21 protein-coding genes are annotated in these 18349 nt (G+C 68.0%); 7 read left to right on the top strand and 14 right to left on the bottom strand.

Features of this window, described 5'->3' with window-relative positions; translation table 11 throughout:
• Positions 1-4: 4 nt before the first annotated feature.
• Complete coding sequence (locus tag ACZ48Z_RS36240) at positions 5-856, bottom strand: helix-turn-helix domain-containing protein (protein WP_468740153.1); 852 nt, start codon at positions 854-856, stop codon at positions 5-7.
• A gap of 230 nt (positions 857-1086) precedes the next feature.
• On the opposite strand from ACZ48Z_RS36240, the gene ACZ48Z_RS36235 reads away from it, so the two are divergent.
• From ACZ48Z_RS36235 to ACZ48Z_RS36210, 6 genes are all read left to right on the top strand, one after another.
• Positions 1087-1494: an ATP-binding protein gene (locus ACZ48Z_RS36235; RefSeq protein ID WP_468740152.1), complete on the top strand. Its 408-nt coding sequence runs from the start codon at positions 1087-1089 to the stop codon at positions 1492-1494.
• 229 nt (positions 1495-1723) lie between these two features.
• Positions 1724-2053, top strand: coding sequence for a hypothetical protein (locus ACZ48Z_RS36230; RefSeq protein WP_468740151.1), 330 nt, complete (start codon positions 1724-1726; stop codon positions 2051-2053).
• Positions 2054-2111: 58 nt separating this feature from the next.
• On the top strand, positions 2112-4403 hold the full coding sequence (locus ACZ48Z_RS36225) for a hypothetical protein (protein WP_468740150.1): 2292 nt from the start codon (positions 2112-2114) through the stop codon (positions 4401-4403).
• 2 nt (positions 4404-4405) lie between these two features.
• Complete coding sequence (locus tag ACZ48Z_RS36220; protein ID WP_468740149.1) at positions 4406-5056, top strand: hypothetical protein; 651 nt, start codon at positions 4406-4408, stop codon at positions 5054-5056.
• Positions 5053-6330, top strand: a complete 1278-nt coding sequence (locus ACZ48Z_RS36215) for a hypothetical protein (protein ID WP_468740148.1) — start codon at positions 5053-5055, stop codon at positions 6328-6330. Before ACZ48Z_RS36220 ends, ACZ48Z_RS36215 begins: the two co-directional genes overlap by 4 nt.
• A complete protein-coding gene (locus tag ACZ48Z_RS36210; protein WP_468740147.1) occupies positions 6324-7427 on the top strand; it encodes a hypothetical protein in 1104 nt (367 codons plus the stop codon). The genes ACZ48Z_RS36215 and ACZ48Z_RS36210 overlap by 7 nt, the downstream gene beginning before the upstream one ends.
• A gap of 10 nt (positions 7428-7437) precedes the next feature.
• On the opposite strand, the gene ACZ48Z_RS36205 is transcribed toward ACZ48Z_RS36210, so the two are convergent.
• Positions 7438-7638, bottom strand: a complete 201-nt coding sequence (locus ACZ48Z_RS36205; RefSeq protein WP_468740146.1) for a hypothetical protein — start codon at positions 7636-7638, stop codon at positions 7438-7440.
• A 433-nt stretch (positions 7639-8071) separates the two neighbouring features.
• On the opposite strand from ACZ48Z_RS36205, the gene ACZ48Z_RS36200 reads away from it, so the two are divergent.
• Positions 8072-8635, top strand: a complete 564-nt coding sequence (locus tag ACZ48Z_RS36200; RefSeq protein ID WP_468740145.1) for a dihydrofolate reductase family protein — start codon at positions 8072-8074, stop codon at positions 8633-8635.
• Between the two features lie 69 nt (positions 8636-8704).
• Here ACZ48Z_RS36200 and ACZ48Z_RS36195 read toward each other — a convergent pair whose 3' ends face one another.
• The 12 genes from ACZ48Z_RS36195 to ACZ48Z_RS36140 all read right to left on the bottom strand — a co-directional run bounded on the left by ACZ48Z_RS36195 (position 8705) and on the right by ACZ48Z_RS36140 (position 18348).
• Positions 8705-9331: an OmpA family protein gene (locus ACZ48Z_RS36195; protein ID WP_468740144.1), complete on the bottom strand. Its 627-nt coding sequence runs from the start codon at positions 9329-9331 to the stop codon at positions 8705-8707.
• Positions 9332-9339: 8 nt separating this feature from the next.
• On the bottom strand, positions 9340-9918 hold the full coding sequence (locus ACZ48Z_RS36190) for a hypothetical protein (protein ID WP_468740143.1): 579 nt from the start codon (positions 9916-9918) through the stop codon (positions 9340-9342).
• Between the two features lie 34 nt (positions 9919-9952).
• Positions 9953-10498 (bottom strand): pilus assembly protein TadG-related protein, encoded by a 546-nt coding sequence (locus ACZ48Z_RS36185; protein WP_468740142.1) that lies wholly within the window; start codon positions 10496-10498, stop codon positions 9953-9955.
• Between the two features lie 50 nt (positions 10499-10548).
• Positions 10549-10710 (bottom strand): hypothetical protein, encoded by a 162-nt coding sequence (locus ACZ48Z_RS36180; RefSeq protein ID WP_280863799.1) that lies wholly within the window; start codon positions 10708-10710, stop codon positions 10549-10551.
• A gap of 115 nt (positions 10711-10825) precedes the next feature.
• The gene (locus tag ACZ48Z_RS36175; protein WP_468740141.1) at positions 10826-11632 is read right to left on the bottom strand and encodes a response regulator; all 807 of its coding nucleotides are present in this window, start codon (positions 11630-11632) and stop codon (positions 10826-10828) included.
• 51 nt (positions 11633-11683) lie between these two features.
• Entirely contained in the window at positions 11684-12874 is a 1191-nt protein-coding gene (locus tag ACZ48Z_RS36170) for a sensor histidine kinase (protein WP_468740193.1), read from the bottom strand.
• 277 nt (positions 12875-13151) lie between these two features.
• Positions 13152-14042: a DUF5936 domain-containing protein gene (locus tag ACZ48Z_RS36165; protein WP_468740140.1), complete on the bottom strand. Its 891-nt coding sequence runs from the start codon at positions 14040-14042 to the stop codon at positions 13152-13154.
• A gap of 10 nt (positions 14043-14052) precedes the next feature.
• Positions 14053-14997: a type II secretion system F family protein gene (locus ACZ48Z_RS36160; protein WP_468740139.1), complete on the bottom strand. Its 945-nt coding sequence runs from the start codon at positions 14995-14997 to the stop codon at positions 14053-14055.
• Between the two features lie 11 nt (positions 14998-15008).
• Entirely contained in the window at positions 15009-16346 is a 1338-nt protein-coding gene (locus ACZ48Z_RS36155) for a CpaF family protein (RefSeq protein WP_468740138.1), read from the bottom strand.
• Between the two features lie 13 nt (positions 16347-16359).
• Positions 16360-16722 (bottom strand): TadE/TadG family type IV pilus assembly protein, encoded by a 363-nt coding sequence (locus tag ACZ48Z_RS36150; RefSeq protein ID WP_468740137.1) that lies wholly within the window; start codon positions 16720-16722, stop codon positions 16360-16362.
• Between the two features lies 1 nt (position 16723).
• A complete protein-coding gene (locus ACZ48Z_RS36145) occupies positions 16724-17104 on the bottom strand; it encodes a TadE/TadG family type IV pilus assembly protein (protein ID WP_328750192.1) in 381 nt (126 codons plus the stop codon).
• Positions 17101-18348, bottom strand: a complete 1248-nt coding sequence (locus ACZ48Z_RS36140; RefSeq protein ID WP_468740136.1) for an AAA family ATPase — start codon at positions 18346-18348, stop codon at positions 17101-17103. Before ACZ48Z_RS36140 ends, ACZ48Z_RS36145 begins: the two co-directional genes overlap by 4 nt.
• Between the last annotated feature and the right edge of the window lies 1 nt (position 18349).

Genomic DNA, 18349 nt, shown 5'->3' with positions numbered 1-18349 from the left:
TGGCTCACAGCTCCTTGGCCAACGTATGGATGAAGTCGCGCGATCGTTCGGGGTCGAGTGACACCCCTTCCAGCCTACGGAAGAGTGTTCGGAAGCGGCTCAGTTGAGCTGTGGCATCGATGAACCCAGTTCCGTGGGGGCCATCGCGCACGACGGTGTCCAACCTGGGAACTGGGCCGCCCACATACACCATGGCGCCTCCAGCTCCGGCGAACTCGTCCAGGTCGAAGGGGATCACACGGACGCTGACGTGGTCGGCTTCGGACAGCGCCAGGATTCGAGCGAGCTGGGCACGGGTTGCAGAACGGTCGCCGACTCGGATACGAAGTGCCGCTTCATGAATCACCGCCTCGTACGGGGTCGGGTCGGGATGCTCGATGATGGCCTTCCTCTTCATGCGGTGCTCCACCCTCAAGTCCACCTCGCTCTGCGGGAACTCGGCATTCACGTAGGAGAAGAGCGCTCGGGCGTATGCCTCGGTCTGCAACAGACCCGGCACATGCAGGAAGTCGACGTCCCATCGATGACTCGCGTGATATTCCAACTCGGCGAGATCCAAGTAGGGCGTGGGCAAGCGCTCTTGGTACTCCTCCCACCAACCGCGCGTCCGATCGGTCGCCATGGCTGCGAGGGCATCGATCAGTGCTGTGTCTGAGCAGGCATAGTTGGCGGCCAGGTGGCGTAGCCGCTTCTCGCTCACACCCGCGAGGCCCGTCTCGATCTGACTGATCTGTGCGGAACTCACCCCCAGGGCCGCCGCCGCCTCACGGCCCGTGATGCCGGCCGCATCGCGAAGCCTGCGCAGCTCGGTAGCCAGTCGCATCTGACGTGCCGTCGGCTCACGCCTCAGTGCCATCGCGTGCTCCTCTCAACGCGCCAGCGGGCGCGACTCGTTCGGGGTCAGATTACGCGACCGGCTTGCAAAGTATAGAAATCAATACCAACCTTGAGTGACGCGACGCACACGCTACGGAACATCGGGATCCCGGAAGTGCACCGCTCCGTCCTGCCACGACGGCTGCGGCAATGCCACCGCCCACCACCCGTAGACCCCCATCTCCCCCACCACCGAATCGGAGTTGCCACATGCCCGAAAACGCCCCTTGGGAATACACGCTGTACATCCCGAACGACCTCAGAGCCGTCACTATCAGCCGCCGCACCCTTCGCTTGATCCTGACGATGCACGGCCTGATCCGCCTGGTCGACACCGCGGAACTGCTCGCAACAGAGCTGGTTGCCAACGCCGTGCGCCACACGGAAGGGCCCGCTGCTCTCAGGGTGCGGTGGTCGGCGGACGTGTTGCGCATCGGAGCGTGGGACGCCGACCCCGAACCACCCGAGCCACCGCAGGAGTTCGAACTGATCGGAGAGGCAGAGCAAGGGAGAGGCCTGGCGTTGGTGCGTGCTTGTGCCGACCTGTGGGGGTGGCAGCCGTTGGCACGGAACGGCAACCGGGGCAAGTACGTGTGGTTCGAACTGGCCGCAGCCTAGCCCGTCTGTGAGGTGAGCTCTCAGCACTCCGAGAGGCGAGCGACAGCTCATCAACGGCTGGCTGAAGCGCTGGCAGGCGTATCCGGGGGAACCTCATCTTCTGCGCACAGCCATGCCCGGACGGCGGCCGAAAACCTTCTACCTCGGCAAACTGCAACGAGGTCGACTTGATCCTCTTACGGTAATCTCACCCTCACTGGCGGTCTCACGGGGTGAAGAGGAGCAAACCATGCCAGGCGGTACGGACGTTGACAACCCGGAATCGTTGAAGAAGGCCGGGAACGGGGCGGCGGAGATCGCGGGTGACACACGGATCGCCGGCAACCATCCACTCGACGAGACCCGTTCGGCGGCCGCGGACTTCAGCGCCGACTGGAGCGGCGGGTTGGGCGCGGCGCTCAACAGTCTCGCGTCGGTCTGGTCCCTCCAGGTGGACGGGTTGGTCGGCCGGTGCCGGGATCTCAGCACCCGGTTCGGCACCACGGGTGGCAACTACGTAGAGGTCGAGTCGGTCAACACCCAGACCGTGAAGTCCGTCCAGCCGTCGCCCTTCGGCTGAGCGGAAGCACGTTCCAGCCAGCCTTACACGACCAGCTTCACGGGGAGAAGTCCGGCCGATGCCGACGTACGAGCAGCTCTACCACCTCAAGCTTGGCAACCTCAAAAGCGCCGCCGACCGGTGGGTGGAGACCTCTACCAAGTTCAAGGGCCTGCACACCTCTTTCGGGGAGCGGGTGGAACGGCCGTACAAGGACGCGGGCTGGCGGCAGCCGGTCATGACCGCCGCGTATGCGGGGACCAAGACCACCGAGGCCAAGCAGGAGTTCGAGGACGCCGGGATCGAGGCCAACAGCGTCGCCAAGATTCTCAGTGACCTGCGTACCAAGCTCGCGGCCTACCAGACGGAGTTGCGTGAGTGCGCGGATGTGCAGGCCAAGAACAAAGGTCTGCACGTCAGCACCAAGGGGGAGGTCACCGCGCGCCACGACCTGTCCCAGGACAACGGGGCCCGCCACGACCCGGACGGCCAGGACCTCATCCGCCAGCAGCGGGCCGACATCGACGCCATCGTCGTCAAGCTGGAACGCATCCTTCAGAAGGCCACCGACGCCGACGAAGAAGCCTGCTACGCGCTGAACAAGAACCTCGGCGGCGACAACGCGAACTTCAACGACAGCGTCTACACCTCGCTCAACGACGCCGACGCGGCCCGCGATTCAGCCCGTGCCCTGGAACTGGCCCGCAAGGGCAAGGACATGACGGACCAGGAGCTGACGGAGCTCAACACTCTCCTCGAAGAGCATCGCAACGACACCACCATCACCCCTGACGGCAAGGGGGGTTTCAAGGCGGTCAAGGACCCCCGCTTCGCCGAGATGTTCGCCACCGGCCTCGGGCCCAAGGGCACGCTGGCCTTCTGGTCCGAGATGGCCGACCCGGCCGACAACTACTACGGCCGCACCGATGAGCGCGAGAAGCTCCTCAAGGACCTCCAGAATCAACTCGGCACCACCCTCGGCAACGCGACCCAGTCCGACAGCAAGGCCATGGCGGACTGGAAGCACGACATGATCGAGCTCGGACCGCAGCGCCTTGAAGTCGACGACGCGGGCAACCCGTACGGATTCCAGGTGATGAGCAACCTGATGCGCAGCGGGGAGTACGACAGCGACTTCCTGCAGAGCTACGGCAACGCCATCATCAAGGCCGAGAAGCCCTGGAACGACGGGGACGCCAGCCATGGACTGGGGCTGGACCGGCTCTGGACCGGCACCCTCAACAGTGGCGACCTCAACTTCGGCTCCGAGAACGACCGCGGCAACGACCCGATGACCGGCTTCCTCGAAGCCCTCGGTCACAACCCGGAGGCGTCGGCCGAGTTCCTCTCGGACGACAAGCACTTCGACTACCTGGTCGGCGGCAGCGAGGACCCCAAGTCCCGCGACTGGCCCCACGACACGGCATTCGGCGGCGACCGCGACAAGATCGCCGGCTACGACTCGCTCGGCCATGCCCTTGAGTCGGCCACGATCGGCCGGTCGTACGGATCCGAGGTTCCACCGCTGCACCGGACCACCGAAGGCGCGGCCGTCATGGACCGTCTCGTCACGACCTACGGTGACCATCCGGAACTCATGCACGAACGGGCCGGTATCGAGGACAGTCTCAGCAAGGTCGGTGCCGCGTACATCGATGACCTGAACAACGGGGTTTCGGACTTCGGCGATCGCAACGGCGACGCGCGCGACCCCCTGTACGACACGAAGGGGCAGGCTCACGCCGAGATTTCCCGGAGTGACGCCCTCGACTTCCTCTCGGTCATGGGACAGAACGAGGACACCCACGCGGCGATGTCCCAGGCACAGCAGGCGTACACACTCGGCGTTCTCGACTCGACGCACAACATGGCCGAAGCCGAGTCCGCCGTGAGTACGGGCGCCCAGGCGCAGGGCGTACTCGATGATTCCCGGATGAAGCAGATCGAAGCGGACTTCGCGGGTGACGCAAAGAAACAGCAGGAAGAGCTCGGTAAGTCCACCGAGTGGATCAAATGGGGTACTGGCGCCGTCATCGGAGGTGCGGTCGGTATCGCAACCGGAGGCACAGGCGCGGCAATCGCCGTTCCCCTGGCTGCGGAAACCGTTGGTGGAGCGTTGGAGACCTTCGTGGGTCAGCGAATCGACGACACGGCCGAGAAGTACGAGATGAACGCCAACGACACCATCAACCAGGCGCAGGACAAATACACCACCACTGGGGAGAGCCGTGCGGCCCTCCCGATCACCGCCTACATCACGGCGCATGGAATCGAGGAATATTCAACTCAACATCGACAGCTCACGGAGGCGGCAGCGGCTGGATACGACCGAGGTAAGAGTTCTCGCACGGCCTACACGGAGGACGACTAGGCATGGCGAAGCGTAGGACACTCGCCCGTACCGCGGCCGCCTTGCCGCTGCTGGCCCTGGCTGCGGTGGGTTGCTCAAACGGGACTGACGTAGAGGAGAAGACATCGGTCCCGCAGCTCGCCAAGGAAGTCTGTGACTCCTCTCTGTCCCCGGCGGCGAGGAAGGATTTCGAGAAGCTCTTCGCCGGAAGAAAGGTAGAAGAGTCGTCGTACAACAGCGGTCTCGCGAACACTGCCGATGAGCTGAAGCAGGCCAAGGGCACCGATGTGAAGGCGTGCGGAGTGGTTCTGTCCGACACGACGGACCGCGGGATGACCATCGAGTTCGGCTGGTCCTACGGTCCCTGGAACCCTTCTGACACCTCCGGCACGGCGTTCTTCTCCGTGGCCGACAGGGCCTTCTCCAATGGGCGGATGGCCTACGTACTCGTCAAGTGCAGCGCCTCCGTCCCGAAGCTCAACCCCGATGAGGAGCACTACCTTCTCGCCAGCATGACCGGTCCGGACTCGGATCTCCCCCTAGCCGAGCGCCAGAAGCTCCAGGTCTCCGTCCTCTACCCGGTGCTGCGGAAGATGGCCGAAGTGGTGGGGTGCAAGGAAGCGGCAGACCTTCCCGCCTCGCCGACGCTGATCCCCACGACCGCACCGAAATGACTCGGGTACCACAGCGGTTCCGCAGACCGCTGCTCACAGCGCTGCCGCTCGTCCTGATCGGCGGTGGGGTAGTTGTCGCCGCCCTCGGTGGCGGTGACGGTTCCGGCGGCGGTGGCCACGCGGCGGCCAACCGGGCGCAGTTGAAGCGTGCCTGTGGTGGGCTGTTGCCGTATGACGAGCTGAAGGGGCTCGTGCCCGACGAGGTCGCGGGTGAAGTGGCCCAGTACGGCACCCTGCTGGAGCCCGGGCAGGCGAGTCGCTCGCTGGTGAATTGTGCGGTGACCTGGCCGGGGCATGGTTCGGCGCGAGTGCGGGCCGTCCCGTTGATCTCGCCGTTGCCGATGTCGGTGGAGGTCGCGGCCGGCGGGGGTGACGAGGAGTACGAGGTACCTGGCCTGACCGGGAGAGTCGGAAAGGATACGTCGCCCTGGATCATCGCCGAGTGTCCCGGCGGGCTCGACGGCCAGGTGCGTGAAGTGCAGGACATGTATGTCATGGCCGAGGTTGATCTGCCCGTTCCCGGCAAGGGGGAACAGGCGCGGAACCTCACGGGTTTCCGGACCGCCGTTCAGGTCGCCAATGGGATCACCGCGCGGCAGAAGTGCGGGGGGACCCCGCTGGCCGTACCCACCCGGATGGTCGACACCTACGAGGAGCACACGGTCGCGGACCCGGACAGCATCGACGGTGAGACCACGCGGGTGGAGGAGCCGGGGCTGCAGGCGAGGAAGTGCCGTGGGCTTTCCAAGCGGTCGATCTTTCCCGGGACCTGGGTTGCCACTGGTGACCTGCAGGACTCCCGGCTGCTCAGCGTCTGCACCGCCACGCTCATGGATCCCGATGATCCGACCGAGCCCGTCCCGTCACCGGAGGACGGCACCATCGCCGATGTGTCCGTGGCGAGTTGGGCCGGACCGCTCAGTTCGGCCGCGGTGGACCAGTACGACATCACGGACCGCACCTTCGACTCCGCGGAAGAGCGGCGCACCACGGCCTTCTCGGACGGTGCGGAGCAGCTCGAACTCATCTTCTGGGCCAGGTCGACGTGCGCCGCGGGCAACACCTATCACCGCGTGGCCGTCTACATGCACGAAAGTATTTACGGCTACGACGAGCAGGACACCTACGAGCGCACGCTCACCGAGGCGGAGCGGAGCGGGCTCTCGCGCGACGCCCGCAAACTCATGGACGGCTATCTCACCGACCCCGACGGCTGGCCCCGGCAACAGCGTTGCCATGACACCAAGTTCCTCGGGGAGGTACAGGGATGGTGACGAGGCGGATCGTCCTGCGGGCAGCGCTCGCCCTGGCGGTTACGGTCGCTGGTGTTCTCGGTTATCTGGATGTGCACGGGGACTTCCAGCGCTGGAGCGACAACTCGGCGCTCGACGGCGCCTGTGACGGTCTCCTCGACCGGGACGTGGTGCGCGGAGTTCTCGGGTCCGGGGAGGTCGAGGTCCACGACCGGGGTGACGGGGACCTGGTGGCGGAATGCCAGGTGGATGTCGACGGTGGCGGCTCCGCCGAGGTCAGCGTTCTCGACACCGCCTCCGTCGAGGAGAGAAGGGACTCCCTCTACCAGGCGAACCTCTCGGACGTTGTCTCCGTACCGGTGGGACATGGCTGGTCAGGTCTCTTCGGGGCGGACATGGAGGATCCGAAGGATTCCTTCGACTCACCGACCGAGCACGCGACCACGAGCCTGGTCCTCGACTGCGCCGAGAGCAGCCAGGTCGACGGCCTGTCCGTCACCGTCAGGACCAAGCTGCGCGACGCTACGTTGGACAATCCCGCGAACCGGCCGCAATACGCCAGGATCGCCACGTCCACCGCGGTAAAGGTGTCGGAGAAGCTGGGCTGCGGGGCCAAGATCGGAAAGGACGTACGGCGTCTCGGTCTGCCCGTGTCCGAGGACGAGTACGAGCCGCTCCGCACAGCAGGCGGGACCTGCTCCGGCATCCCCACCGCGCGGGGGGTGTCCGTCGCCACCGAGACGGACCGTGGGGGTGCGCCGTACGAGATCTGCCGGTTGGCCGACGCGGACGTCAGTACGCGGTACATCCTCAGTGCCCAGTTCGGCCCTTACGCGCAGGAGGCGTACGCCGGTTACCAGGAGCGGAGCTATGGCGAGGGCATGCCGTCGCCCGACATCCCCGCCCAACAGCGCGATGCTGACGGCCCGGTCAGCTGGTCGACGGCCAAGTGCCCGGACGGAGTAGCCCTGTTCACCCTGCAGGCCGCCGGGGATAGGGGCGTTGATCGCAAGGACACCGCGGAGCCACCGGGCTTCGCCTACGAGCGTGCCGCGCTCGGGGCTTTCGCCGAACGCTCGGCGAAAGCCCACGGGTGTTCTGCCCCAGCGGCACTCTGACCCGCAGCGTTCAGCGGTTCAGGTCCATGACCCCAACGCCGAGCCCGGCGTAGGCCTCCGGCGTGACCGTGGCCACCAGTGCCCCTTCAGGCAGCATCGCGTTCGGTCGCGCCACATGCGCTGCGGCCGCGACACCGAGGGCGACACCGTCGCGGACCAGCTCGGCCACCGTCACGGCCGGCGCATAGTCGTCGTCGATGACGCGGAACACGTCCAGCAACACCCCACGTGGGCGACGATCCCCGCGCGCTCACGCTCAGCCTCCACGAGGCACAGGACGGGTAGCCACAGGCACACGTCATCCACCAGGAGTTCGTGCGGTAGTGCCAGACGGAGAAGTCCTCGTAGCGGGGGTCGGTGGCCGCGACGTCGTTGAGCAGGGCAATCATCGGCTGCCGTACCAGCCGTTCGCGGTCCGCTCGGTAGCGCTCGCGGATCGCTTGGTTCGGTTCGCCCTGGAGTTGCCACAAGACGTCCATGGCCTGCTCCGGCCAGCCGGTGAACTGTCCGCGCATGCGCGGAGGACAGCTCACCCATGAGACGGGCAGCACGAGGACCACCTACGAGCTCGGATCGCGCACCGCTGAGTTTCCCGTGCTACGCCGGTCTGTACGTGTGAGACCAGCTCACGGAAGGCTGATGCCATGCGGAAACTGATCTACGGCATGAACGTGTCCTTGGACGGCTACATCGCCGCTCCCGGCGACGACATCGGCTGGAGCGTGCCGAGCGACGAGCTGTTCCAGTTGTGGTCGGACCAGTTGCAGGCGACCGATCTGACGCTGTACGGGCGCAAGTTGTGGCAGACGATGAGCTCCTACTGGCCGACCGGCGACCAGCAGCCGGGCGCCACCCCGGCGGAGATCGAGTTCGCGCGCCGCTGGCGGGACATGTCGAAGGTGGTGTTCTCCTCGACGGTCGACAAGGTCGACTGGAACACCCGCCTGGTCACCGGTGACGCGGTCGCCGAGATCACCCGGCTCAAGGCCGAGGACGGCGGCCCGATGGACATCGGCGGCGCGACGCTCGCAGGGGCGGCCATGCGGGCCGGACTTATCGACGAGTACGTGCTGGCCACCGCACCGGTCGTGGTGGGCGGCGGCACACCGTTCTTCACCGCGCTGGACAGCTGGGTGAACCTGAACCTGGTGGAGACGCGGACGCTTCCCGGCGGCGTGATCCTGACCAGGTACGAGACGAGGCGCTGAGTAACTGTCACGCGAGCATGAACGCCGCCACCGGGGTGGAGAGCAGGCCGTGTTCTCAACCGCCGTGGGTCAGTCTCCTCGTGGGAATGAGACCTCCACCCGCCGGTTCTTCTTGCGGCTGGCCTCTGTCGCGTTGGAGGCGATCGGGTACTGCTCGCCGTAGCCGCGTACCTCGAAGGTGATGTTCGGGTCGTTCAGTTCCTGGTCCAGGACGTCCTGTACGGCGTTGGCGCGCTGTTTCGAGAGGACGTCGCCGTGGGCCGAGGAGCCGAGGTTGTCGGTGAAGCCGAAGACGCGGATCTGCGTCGCGTTCTGGTTCTTGATCTCCGCGGCGATGGCGGAGATACGGGCCTTGGCCTCGCCGTTCAGTTTCGAGCTGTCCTTGCCGAACAGGACCTCCGCCTGGAGGGCGAACTTCACGTCCGCGTTGGTGTCCTCGCGGCGTTCGTCTCCGCTCTGGTCCTCGACGACCTGCTTGATGTCCAGGACCTTCGGTTCGGCGAGGGTGGCGCCCTCAGGAAGCTTCAGGTCCGGGTCGTTGGGGTCGACTTCGACCGGGGCGGAGGCGGAGGGTTCGGTGCCCGGGGGGACGCTGGGGTCGTCGTCGGCCTGGGCCGGGGCGGTGAGAGTCAGCGCCGCCATGACCGAGGCGAGGGTCATGACCAGGGCGAGGCGCGGTGGCGTGTGGGTGGTCATGGGTCGCGTCACCCGGAGATCTGGATGGTCGCGGAGGCGAAGGTGGGGAGTTGGAAATCGACCTCGGTCGTACTGGTCGGCGGAGCCGGGAACTGCATGAACACCGGGATGGAGGCACCCGCCTCGATCCTCGGCATGCCCGTGGTCGTGAGGGGGCGGCCGTCGGTGTCGCGCAGAACGTAGTAACGCTTCTTGGACTTGGAGTCGACGAGGGTCGCCCCGCCGAGCGACGAGCCGTGCCTGATGATCTCGGTTTCGTCACCCGCCGTCCGAACCGAGACGCGGGCCGCCTTGTCGCCGTCGTTCTTCATCTCGCCGCTCACCGTGAGGAACCCCCCGGAGTCCCGCTGCACGGAGGCGATTTGGAGGATCAGCCCGTCCTCACCCTTGAGCTCGGCGATGGGCTCGTCCGTGCCCTCTTGCGTGGTCGCGCCGGATCCCCCGCTCCTGGAAGCGGACGCAGACGCCTCTGGCTTCTTGTCGTCGCCACCTCCACCGCCGCAGCCGGCCACGCCGACGGCCAGACCGGCCGCGATCGTCAGCGCGACCATCCCCCTGCGGGCCTTCGCCGTGAACCGAATGCTCATCACTGCGCTTCCTTCACCACTCGTCGTTCGCTTGTCAGTCGGCCAGGTGGACGTCGAAGAGATCCTCGGGCCCTGGGAGATCCTCAAGATGCTCGGGATCCAGAGTCCAATCACCGTCGTCACACGTGAGCTTCGGCAGCACGTCCGTCCCGGCATCCGCCGCCGGGGGGTCGAAATCACAGGCCGGCTCGATGACGGCGGTGGCCCGCTGCTTCGACTTCCTGATCTCGGTGCCGGGCACGATGGAATCACCGACGGTCTTGTTGGTCGTCGCCTCTACCTCGTAACCCGGGTACTCCTCCGTCACCGCCCCGCAGACGACCGTGGCGTCGTTCTGTGCGGCCAGTTGATCCGCCCGTGCGCAGCCGTCGAACGGGACTCCGAGACCGTCGAAGATGTCCCGCCACTTGGTGGGGTCGAGTACGTTCTGCACCCACTCGTCGGCGAGTTTGTCCCGCGTGTCCAGGGCGGCCGCCAGCGCCGCCGCGTCGGCCGCCGTCTGGGCGCCGTTCCGGTTCGCCGCGGCCTGGCCGACCGCCAGGAAGGCGAACGCGAGAAAGAGCAGGCCCGCCACCACCATGATGTAGATGGGGAAAGCCTGCCCTGCGTCGTTGGGCCGACGAGCCTGCGTCAGGCGCCGATGACTTCGTCGATCTTGTCCACGATCGCGTCGTAGATGGCCTGACCGATGTCCGTCCCCGTGATCGCCAGCACGATCGCCACCACCACCGCGATGATGCCCAGGTACTCGACCGCGGTCTGGCCCTTGTCGTCGTTGAACCGGTTGTTCATGGTGATGGGCCCCTTCGGCGTCGTCGCTGTCGACCTCCGGAACGTAGGCCGGAGCGGGCGGTTCGGCGGAGGGTCCCTGGGCCCAAATCCGGGCCCAAGTCGACATCCTCATGGGTCACCCCACTCCCCGGCTCGAACCGGGCGCCGTGCCCAGCCACTTGGCGGCGGCCTCGGAGCGGCTCGTGCTGTGGAGCTTGGCGAAGATGCGGTTGATGTGGTTCTTGACCGTCTTCTCGCTGATGAAGCAGGCGGCGGCGATCTGCTGGTTGTTCATGCCGGATGCGATGAGGTCCATGATCTCCGCCTCCCTGGCGCTGAGTTGGAAACGCGACCTGTCCAACAAGGACTGTCCCACAACTGGTTGCAATCGCGAAAGGCTTTGCGGGGAAAATGTGGAGACGGCAGTTGGGAGTTCCGTGACCTCATGTGCAGTCGCACTTGACTCCCGGAGCTGGGTCAGCACCGCGCCGGCCGCCGTGGGGGTCAGATGGGTGCGGCCCTGCACGGTGTCCCGCACGGCCACCACAAGTTGGTCCGCCGTGAACTCGCCGTGGACCAGGTAGCCGTGGGCTCCCCTGCGCAGGGCCTCCTGGACGATCTCCGGCTCCCCGCTGTACGTCAGCATCAGCACCGGGGCGATCGGCACGAGGTACGGGAGCGCCGAGATGCCGTCCACGCCCGGCATCCGGACGTCCAGGAGGATCACGTCGGGGCGGTGGCGGTTCGCGGCCTCGTACGCCTCTCTGCCGTCCGCCGCCTGCGCTACGACCGTGATGTCCTCGCGGCCCGAGAGGAGCGCGGTGAGGCCCGCTCGGACCACCGGGTTGTCGTCGGCGACGACGATCCGGACGGGGGTGGGCTGCGGTGCCGTCGGGAAGAGCGCGAACGGTCGGGGGGTGGGGGATGGGGAGTCGTTCGGCATTCGTGGCCTCCTCTCGTGGTGGGAGGGTGGGAAGGGCGGGGGCGCTGTCGGTCAACCAGGTGGCTGTGGTGTCAAAGGGAGTTCCACCAGGACTTCCGTGCCTCCTGCCCGGGCGTCTTCGCCGATGTGGATACGCGCGCCCACCGACTCGGCGCGTTCCACCATGCCGACCAGGCCGAAGTGGCCGGACCGGCGGAGTTCGTCGAGCGAGGTGCCCGGGGGGAGGCCGCGGCCGTCGTCGTGGACGCTGATGCGGAGCAGGTGGTGGTCGGGGTCGACGTCCGCGCTCACGTCGATGTGCGTCGCCCGGGCGTGACGGTGGGCGTTCTCCATCGCCTCCTCGGTGATGGTGAGGAGGTGGCGGGCCACGGTGTGGGGGACGGCGAGGTGGTGGCGGACGGGGGCCCGGTAGGTCGACGGGAGTCCGGTGCGGTCGCTGAAGTCCCTTGTGCGGGTGGCCAGTTCCTTCAGTACGTCCGTGGTGGGGGCCGGGTCCGGGTTGGTGCGCAGGTCGGTGACGAGTTCGCGGGATTCCGTCACGGCTCTGCGGGCTGCCCGGGCCACCAGTTCCGCCTGCTGTTTGAGCAGGGCCGGATCCGGGGTCCGGGCCGCCGCCGAGGCTGCCAGGCCCTCCGCTGCCAGCGCCACGCCGTGGAGCGTCTTCGCCACCGAGTCGTGCATCTCCCTGGCCAGGCGGGCGCGTTCCTCGCTGATCGCCTCCGTCACGGCGAGGCGGGCCCTCATCGCGGTGAGCGCCTGGGTCGCGGTGCCGAAGCGGAGCAGGAGGTTGCGGAGGGTGGAGCCGACCGCGCCGGTGATCACGCAGAAGCCGGGGAGCAGGAGGGTGTCGGCGGGGGTGGTGTTCGGGTGCGGGAGGGCTGTCTGGGCCAGCAGCAGGATCAGGGACTGCAGGGACGCGAACACCGCGGCGCCTCGCCAGCTGTAGGCGATGCCGGCGAGGAGCGGGGTGCAGACGCTGACGTAGGCGAGCGTGGTGTCGGGGCCCGCGGAGATCAGCAGAAGGCTGCCGAAGAGGGTGTCCGCGGCGAGGAGGGTGGGGTGGCGGAGGAGCAGGGGGCCGAAGCGTTCCCAGTCCCTGAAGAGGGCGTACGACAGCATGAACGTGACGACGACCGCGGCGCCGACCAGGCGGGTGCCGAGGCCCGGGTTGGCGTTGAGGAGGGCGGCGGGGGCGGCCAGGGCGATCATCGCCAGGCGGAAGCCGAAGACCTGACGGCACATTGCCTGGAGGGCGTTCACCTGGATCTTGAGTGCGGGTGCGTGGGAACCCACACCACCCGCACCACCCGCACCACCCGCACCACTTTCGTCGTCGTGTGCCGGTGGCCCCATCCCTGGCTGAGCGCCGTCGGCGGCCGCGCGGCCGATCAACGGCGCCGACCTTCGCGCCTGCGCCACCGGCTGTCGCCTCTCCGGGTCCCCATGCCGCAGCCCGAGCCCCCGCCCCCGGAGCCCACGCCCCGTCCTGCGCGCACCCGTCATCGACATAGCCGGCCCCCTACTTCCCCGTGATCGTGCCGAAGTCGGTGCCCGAGCCGAGCAGCAGGCCCGCGGCCAGCAGGAGCATCGTGGCCGGGACCATGAACGTGGTGATCATCATGGTGGCCTTCGGGACGGCGCGAGCGGCCTTGCGGCGGGCGTTCTGGGCGTCCGTGCGGCGCATGTCCTTGGCCAGGGAGACCAGGGTGTCCACGATGGGCGCGCCCAGTTCCTCGCCCTGTTGGAGCGCGGTCACGAACATCGCCACCTGTTCGGATTCGTTGCGGCGACGCAGCTCCGCGAAGGCCTGGCGGCGGCTCATGCCGAGGTCCATCTGGCGGAGCGTGATGCGCAGTTCGTCGGCCCAGGGGCCCTCGTACTTCGAGGCGACGCGGTCCAGCGCCTGGCGGAAGCCGAGGCCCGCGCTCACCACCACCGCCAGCACGTCCAGGAAGTCGGGGAGGGTGCGCTCGATGACGTCCTTGCGCAGCCGGATCGCCGACCAGATCCCGACCTCCGTCCAGAACGCCCCGAAGGCCAGCAGGAGCAGGGCGACCAGGATCTGGCCGCGGAGCAGGAAGACCAGGAAACCCAGCGCGCCGAGGAAGCCGTACACCGCCCTGCGGGCCGCGTAGCGGTTGATGGTCAGGCCGCCGGGGTTGCCCGCCAGGTCGATCTTGCGGCGGTACTTGGCGACCTGTTTGGGGCCCATCAGACGCAGCACGGCGGGCGCGTACCGCATGCCCATGCGGTCGATCAGCGAGTCGACCGCGCCGGTGCGGGTCGAGCCCACCTCCAGGGCCAGCAGCAGGTCGCTGGGCAGCTTCGCCTCCGCACGGTACATGCGGAGGCCGGCGAAGACGCCCCACACGCTCACGGCCATCAACAGGGCCAGTCCGATTCCGATCATGGCCACCCCCTCAGACGTCGATCCGTGACAGGCGGCGGATCAGGACGAATCCGACCGCGTACAGACCGAACGCGATGATCACCGCCGCCTGCCCCAGCGGTGAGCCCGTCATGCGTTCCAGCGCGCCGCCCTTCACGCCGTTCATCAGGAACAGCGAGCCGATGCCCAGGACCGGGACCGCGTACGACGTCATGTTGACCTGGGAGAGCTGGGTACGGACCTCGCGCCGCGTCTCCTTGCGCTCCTCCAGGGTCTCGGTCAGGTTGCGCAGCGCGCTGACGACCTGGCCGCCCGCCCGGTTGGACAGCACCAGGGTCGTCACCAGGACCACCAGCTCACGGGACGGGAGTCGTTTCGCCATCTCGTCGAGGGCCTCGTCCAGGGACACGCCCATCGCCAACTGGTTGGCCACCTTGGACAGTTCCTCCCCGGCCGGTGCCTCCAGCTCCTCCGCCGCCATGCCGATCGCGGTGCGCAGGGCGAGGCCCGCGTGGGTCGCGTTGGCCAGGATGCGGGCCAGTTCGGGGAGTTGGTTGATGAACTTCTCGATGCGCTTCTGGCGCTGCCAGTTGAGGAACTGGACCGCCGCCCAGATGCCCACCAGCGCGGCGATCGGGCCGAAGAAGGGGGCCAGTGTCTGTTCGCCGACCAGCCACAGGCCCGCCACCACGGCGAGCATCGCGACGAAGAACTCGCCCGGAGTCACGTCCAGGCCCGTGGCCGCGAGCCGGAGTTCCAGCTGCCTGCCGAGCCGGGTGCGGCGCAGCCGGCGGTCCAGGTCGCGGAAGTGGCGCCGGCGGCCGGTGTACGACACCTGGCCCGCGGCCGACAGCCGGTCGACCAGGGCGGCCCGCTGGGCCCGGCCCCTGCCGTAGACGTGGACGCCTACGACGGCCAGCACGCACGTCACCAGCGTGATCCCGACGGTGAGCCGGACTAGGTTCTGGAGGTCCATGGGGGTGCGTCCTACCTGGCTTCTCGGATGGACAGCTCGGCGGCGGACTGGGCCACGCCGAAGGCCTGGGGGGTGGGCTGGCTCGCCATGTAGAGGCGGTCGACGGTACGGCGCGGGAGCGGGAAGTACTCGAACCGGCCGTAGATCCGGCCGTCCGCGGACATCGGCTGGGCCTTGAAGCGGGCCACCGACACCAGGCGGTACGGCTCGCTGCCGCTGCTCTCCAGCAGGGCGATCTCGGTGATGCGGCGGGCGCCGTCGGCGAACCGGGTGAGCTGGATGATCACGTCGACCGCGCTGTTGATCTGGTCGTGGAGCGCCTCGAAGGGGATCTCCACCTCCGACATGGATGCCAGGGTCTTGAGCCGCATCAGCGCGTCCTCCGCGCTGTTGGCGTGGACCGTGGCGAGGGAGCCGTCGTGACCCGTCGACATCGCCTGGAGCATGTCCAGGGACTCGCCGCCGCGGACCTCGCCGACCACGATGCGGTCGGGGCGCATGCGCAGCGAGTTGCGGACCAGGTCGCGGATGGTGATCTGGCCCTGGCCCTCCACGTTCGGCGGGCGTGACTCCAGGCGGACCACGTGCCGTTGCTGGAGCTGGAGTTCGGCCGAGTCCTCGATGGTGATGATCCGGTCGCCGTCGGGGATGAGACCGGAGAGGGCGTTGAGGAGGGTCGTCTTCCCGGTGCCCGTCGCTCCCGAGACGATGATGTTGAAGCGGGCCTGCACCAGTCCGGCCAGCAGGTACAGCATGTGCTCGTCGAGCGAGCCGAAGCCGGACAGTTCCTGGAGCGTGTAGGAGCGGGGGAAGCGGCGGATGGTGAGGATGGCGCCGGTCAGGGAGAGCGGCGGGATGATGACGTTCACGCGCTCGCCGGACGGGAGGCGCGCGTCGACCATCGGGTTCGTCTCGTCCACCCGCCGGTTGACCGTCGACACTATTCGTTCGATGGTCTGCATCAGCTGGTCGTGGGAGGGGAAGCGCAGCGGCAACTGCTCGACCCGGCCGGCGCGTTCGACGAAGATCGAGTCCGGGCCGTTGACCATGATCTCGGTGATGGAGGCGTCTTCGAGCAGGGGTTCCAGGATGCCGAGGCCGAGGGCCTCGTCGACCACGCGCCGGATCAGCTGCGAGCGTTCGACGGTCGACAGGACCGGTCCCTCACGGCTGATGATGTGCCCGAGCACCCGTTCGAGGCGGGCCCGGCGCTCGGCCGCCGCCAGCGAGCTCATCTCGGCGAGGTCGATCTCCTCCAGGAGCTTGGCCCGGTAGGAGGAGACCAGGTGGCCGTCCTCGCCCCGACTGCCGTTCTCCTCGGGGGTGTTGATACGGGACCGCAGGCTCATGGGGGTACCTCGTTCAGTGGTCGAGCGGCATGGTGGCGGTCTTGACTGCGGGGTCGAAACTCCAGCCGGGGACGATCGACGGGATCTGGACGGTCGCGGTGACGGTGACCGAGTCGCCGCCCCCGCCCTCGGCGCAGTCGACGGACAGCCAGTCGCTGATCGCGTTCACGCAGCCCTCCTGCGCGCTCAGGTCGAGCGAGGCCGCCCGTGCCCCCGCTCTGGCCGCCGTACCGGCCTGCTGGGCGGTGTAGGCGATGAGCCCGAGCTGGACACCCGCCATGGCGACGAGGATCAGGATCGGGATGAAACCGAGGTATTCGAGGGCGACTTGACCGCGGTCACGCCGGCAGCCGCTGTCCTTCCGGGAGTACGGCATCTCAGTCCTTGTCCTCCTCCACCGCGCCCGCGTGTCCGTCGACCTTGAAGGGGAAGGCGATCGAGCCCGGGAAGAGGACGGGGACGTCGAGGTGGACGTCGGCCGTGACATAGCCGCCGCCGGTGGAGCAGTTCACCTGGCCGGTCCAGGCGCCGGGCAGCTTGTCCAGTCCCGCCTGCTCGCATGCGGCCTCCCGCTCTCCCGGCGCCGCCGCCGTCGCGGCCCGTACCGCCTCGTCCGCAGCATTCCCCGCGAGCGTGAACGTGTACCCCAGCAGCACGAACTGCCACAGCAGCACCAGGGTGATCAGGATCAGCGGGGTCATCCCGAGGAACTCGATGGTGACCTGGCCCTCGTCGCGTCGGAGAACCCGGGTGCTCATCTCCCCAGCTCCCTGCGCCGCCGGAAGGTCAGCGCCCGATCCTTGCCGCCGTTGCGATGGGAGTTCGCCTCCGTGCCCTTGACCAGGCCCAGTTCGCCGGCGAGCGCCCACAGGGCTTGCTTGACCGTGCCCTTGGCGTCGAGTTCGTGGACCCGGCCCGCGTCCACCGCGCTCTGCAGCTCCTTGAAGTTCGCCGGGATCACGGTCGCCGCGACACCCGTGCCGGTGATCTTCTGGATGAGCGCGGGCTGGATCTCCGTACCGCGGCTGTGGCGGTTGACGACGACGGTGGTCTCCTCGGCCTTGCGGACCTGGAGCCGGTCCCACATGCGTACGGCACGCTTGGCGCCGCGCACGGCGACGACGTCCGGGGTGGTGACCAGGAGGGCGGTGTCGGCCATCTCCACGACCGCCGCGCCGGCCCCGCTGAGCTGTGAACCGCAGTCGACGATCACGACCTCGTAGCGGGAGCGCAGGGCGCTGACGATCTGGCGGGCGGAGCGCTCGGTGACCTCCTCGCCGCGTTCGCCGTCGCCGGGGGCGAGCAGCAGGGCCAGGCCCGTGTCGTGGCTGAAGACGGCGTCGGCGAGGACGCGCGGGGTGATGTCGCTGATGGTGGCGAGGTCGACGACCGAGCGGCGGAACTGGACGTCCAGGTAGGAGGCGACGTCTCCGGTCTGGAGGTCCATGTCGAGCAGGGCGGTGGTGCGGCCGGAGGCCTGTGCGGCGAGGGCGACCTGGATCGCGGTCGTGGTGGCGCCGACGCCGCCCTTGGCGCCGCTGACCGTGACGACGGTGCCGCCGACGCCGGTGAAGACGTCTCCGGCGGCGCCCAGGTGCCGTCGTACCCCCACCGACCACTGGGCGACCGCGTGCACCCGGTTCGCGAGCTCCTCGTAGCCGAGCGGGAGGGCGATGAGGCCGCGGGCGCCGTAGTCCATGGCGGCCTGGAAGAGGCCGGGGCTGACGTCGGAGGTGACGAGGATGACACCGACGGCAGGGAAGCGGAGCGCGACCTCGCGGATGAGCTCCAGGGCCGGGACGGGGCCGATGCGCTCATGGACGACGACCACTTCCGGCAGTTCGTCGATCGACTCGGACGCCAGGCGGGCCAGGGTGTCGATGAGCTGGGTGGAGTCGTTCACCGGGGTCACGGGCTCGGCGTCCGGGAGCTGGCTGAGCAGTGTGATGAGGGAACGGACCGCGTCCGCGTCGCCGACTGCCGGGAGGATCCTCGTGGGCATG

The sequence above is a fragment of the Streptomyces sp. NPDC031225 genome, assembly GCF_055570355.1.
This window is presented reverse-complemented; position numbering and strand designations above follow the sequence as displayed.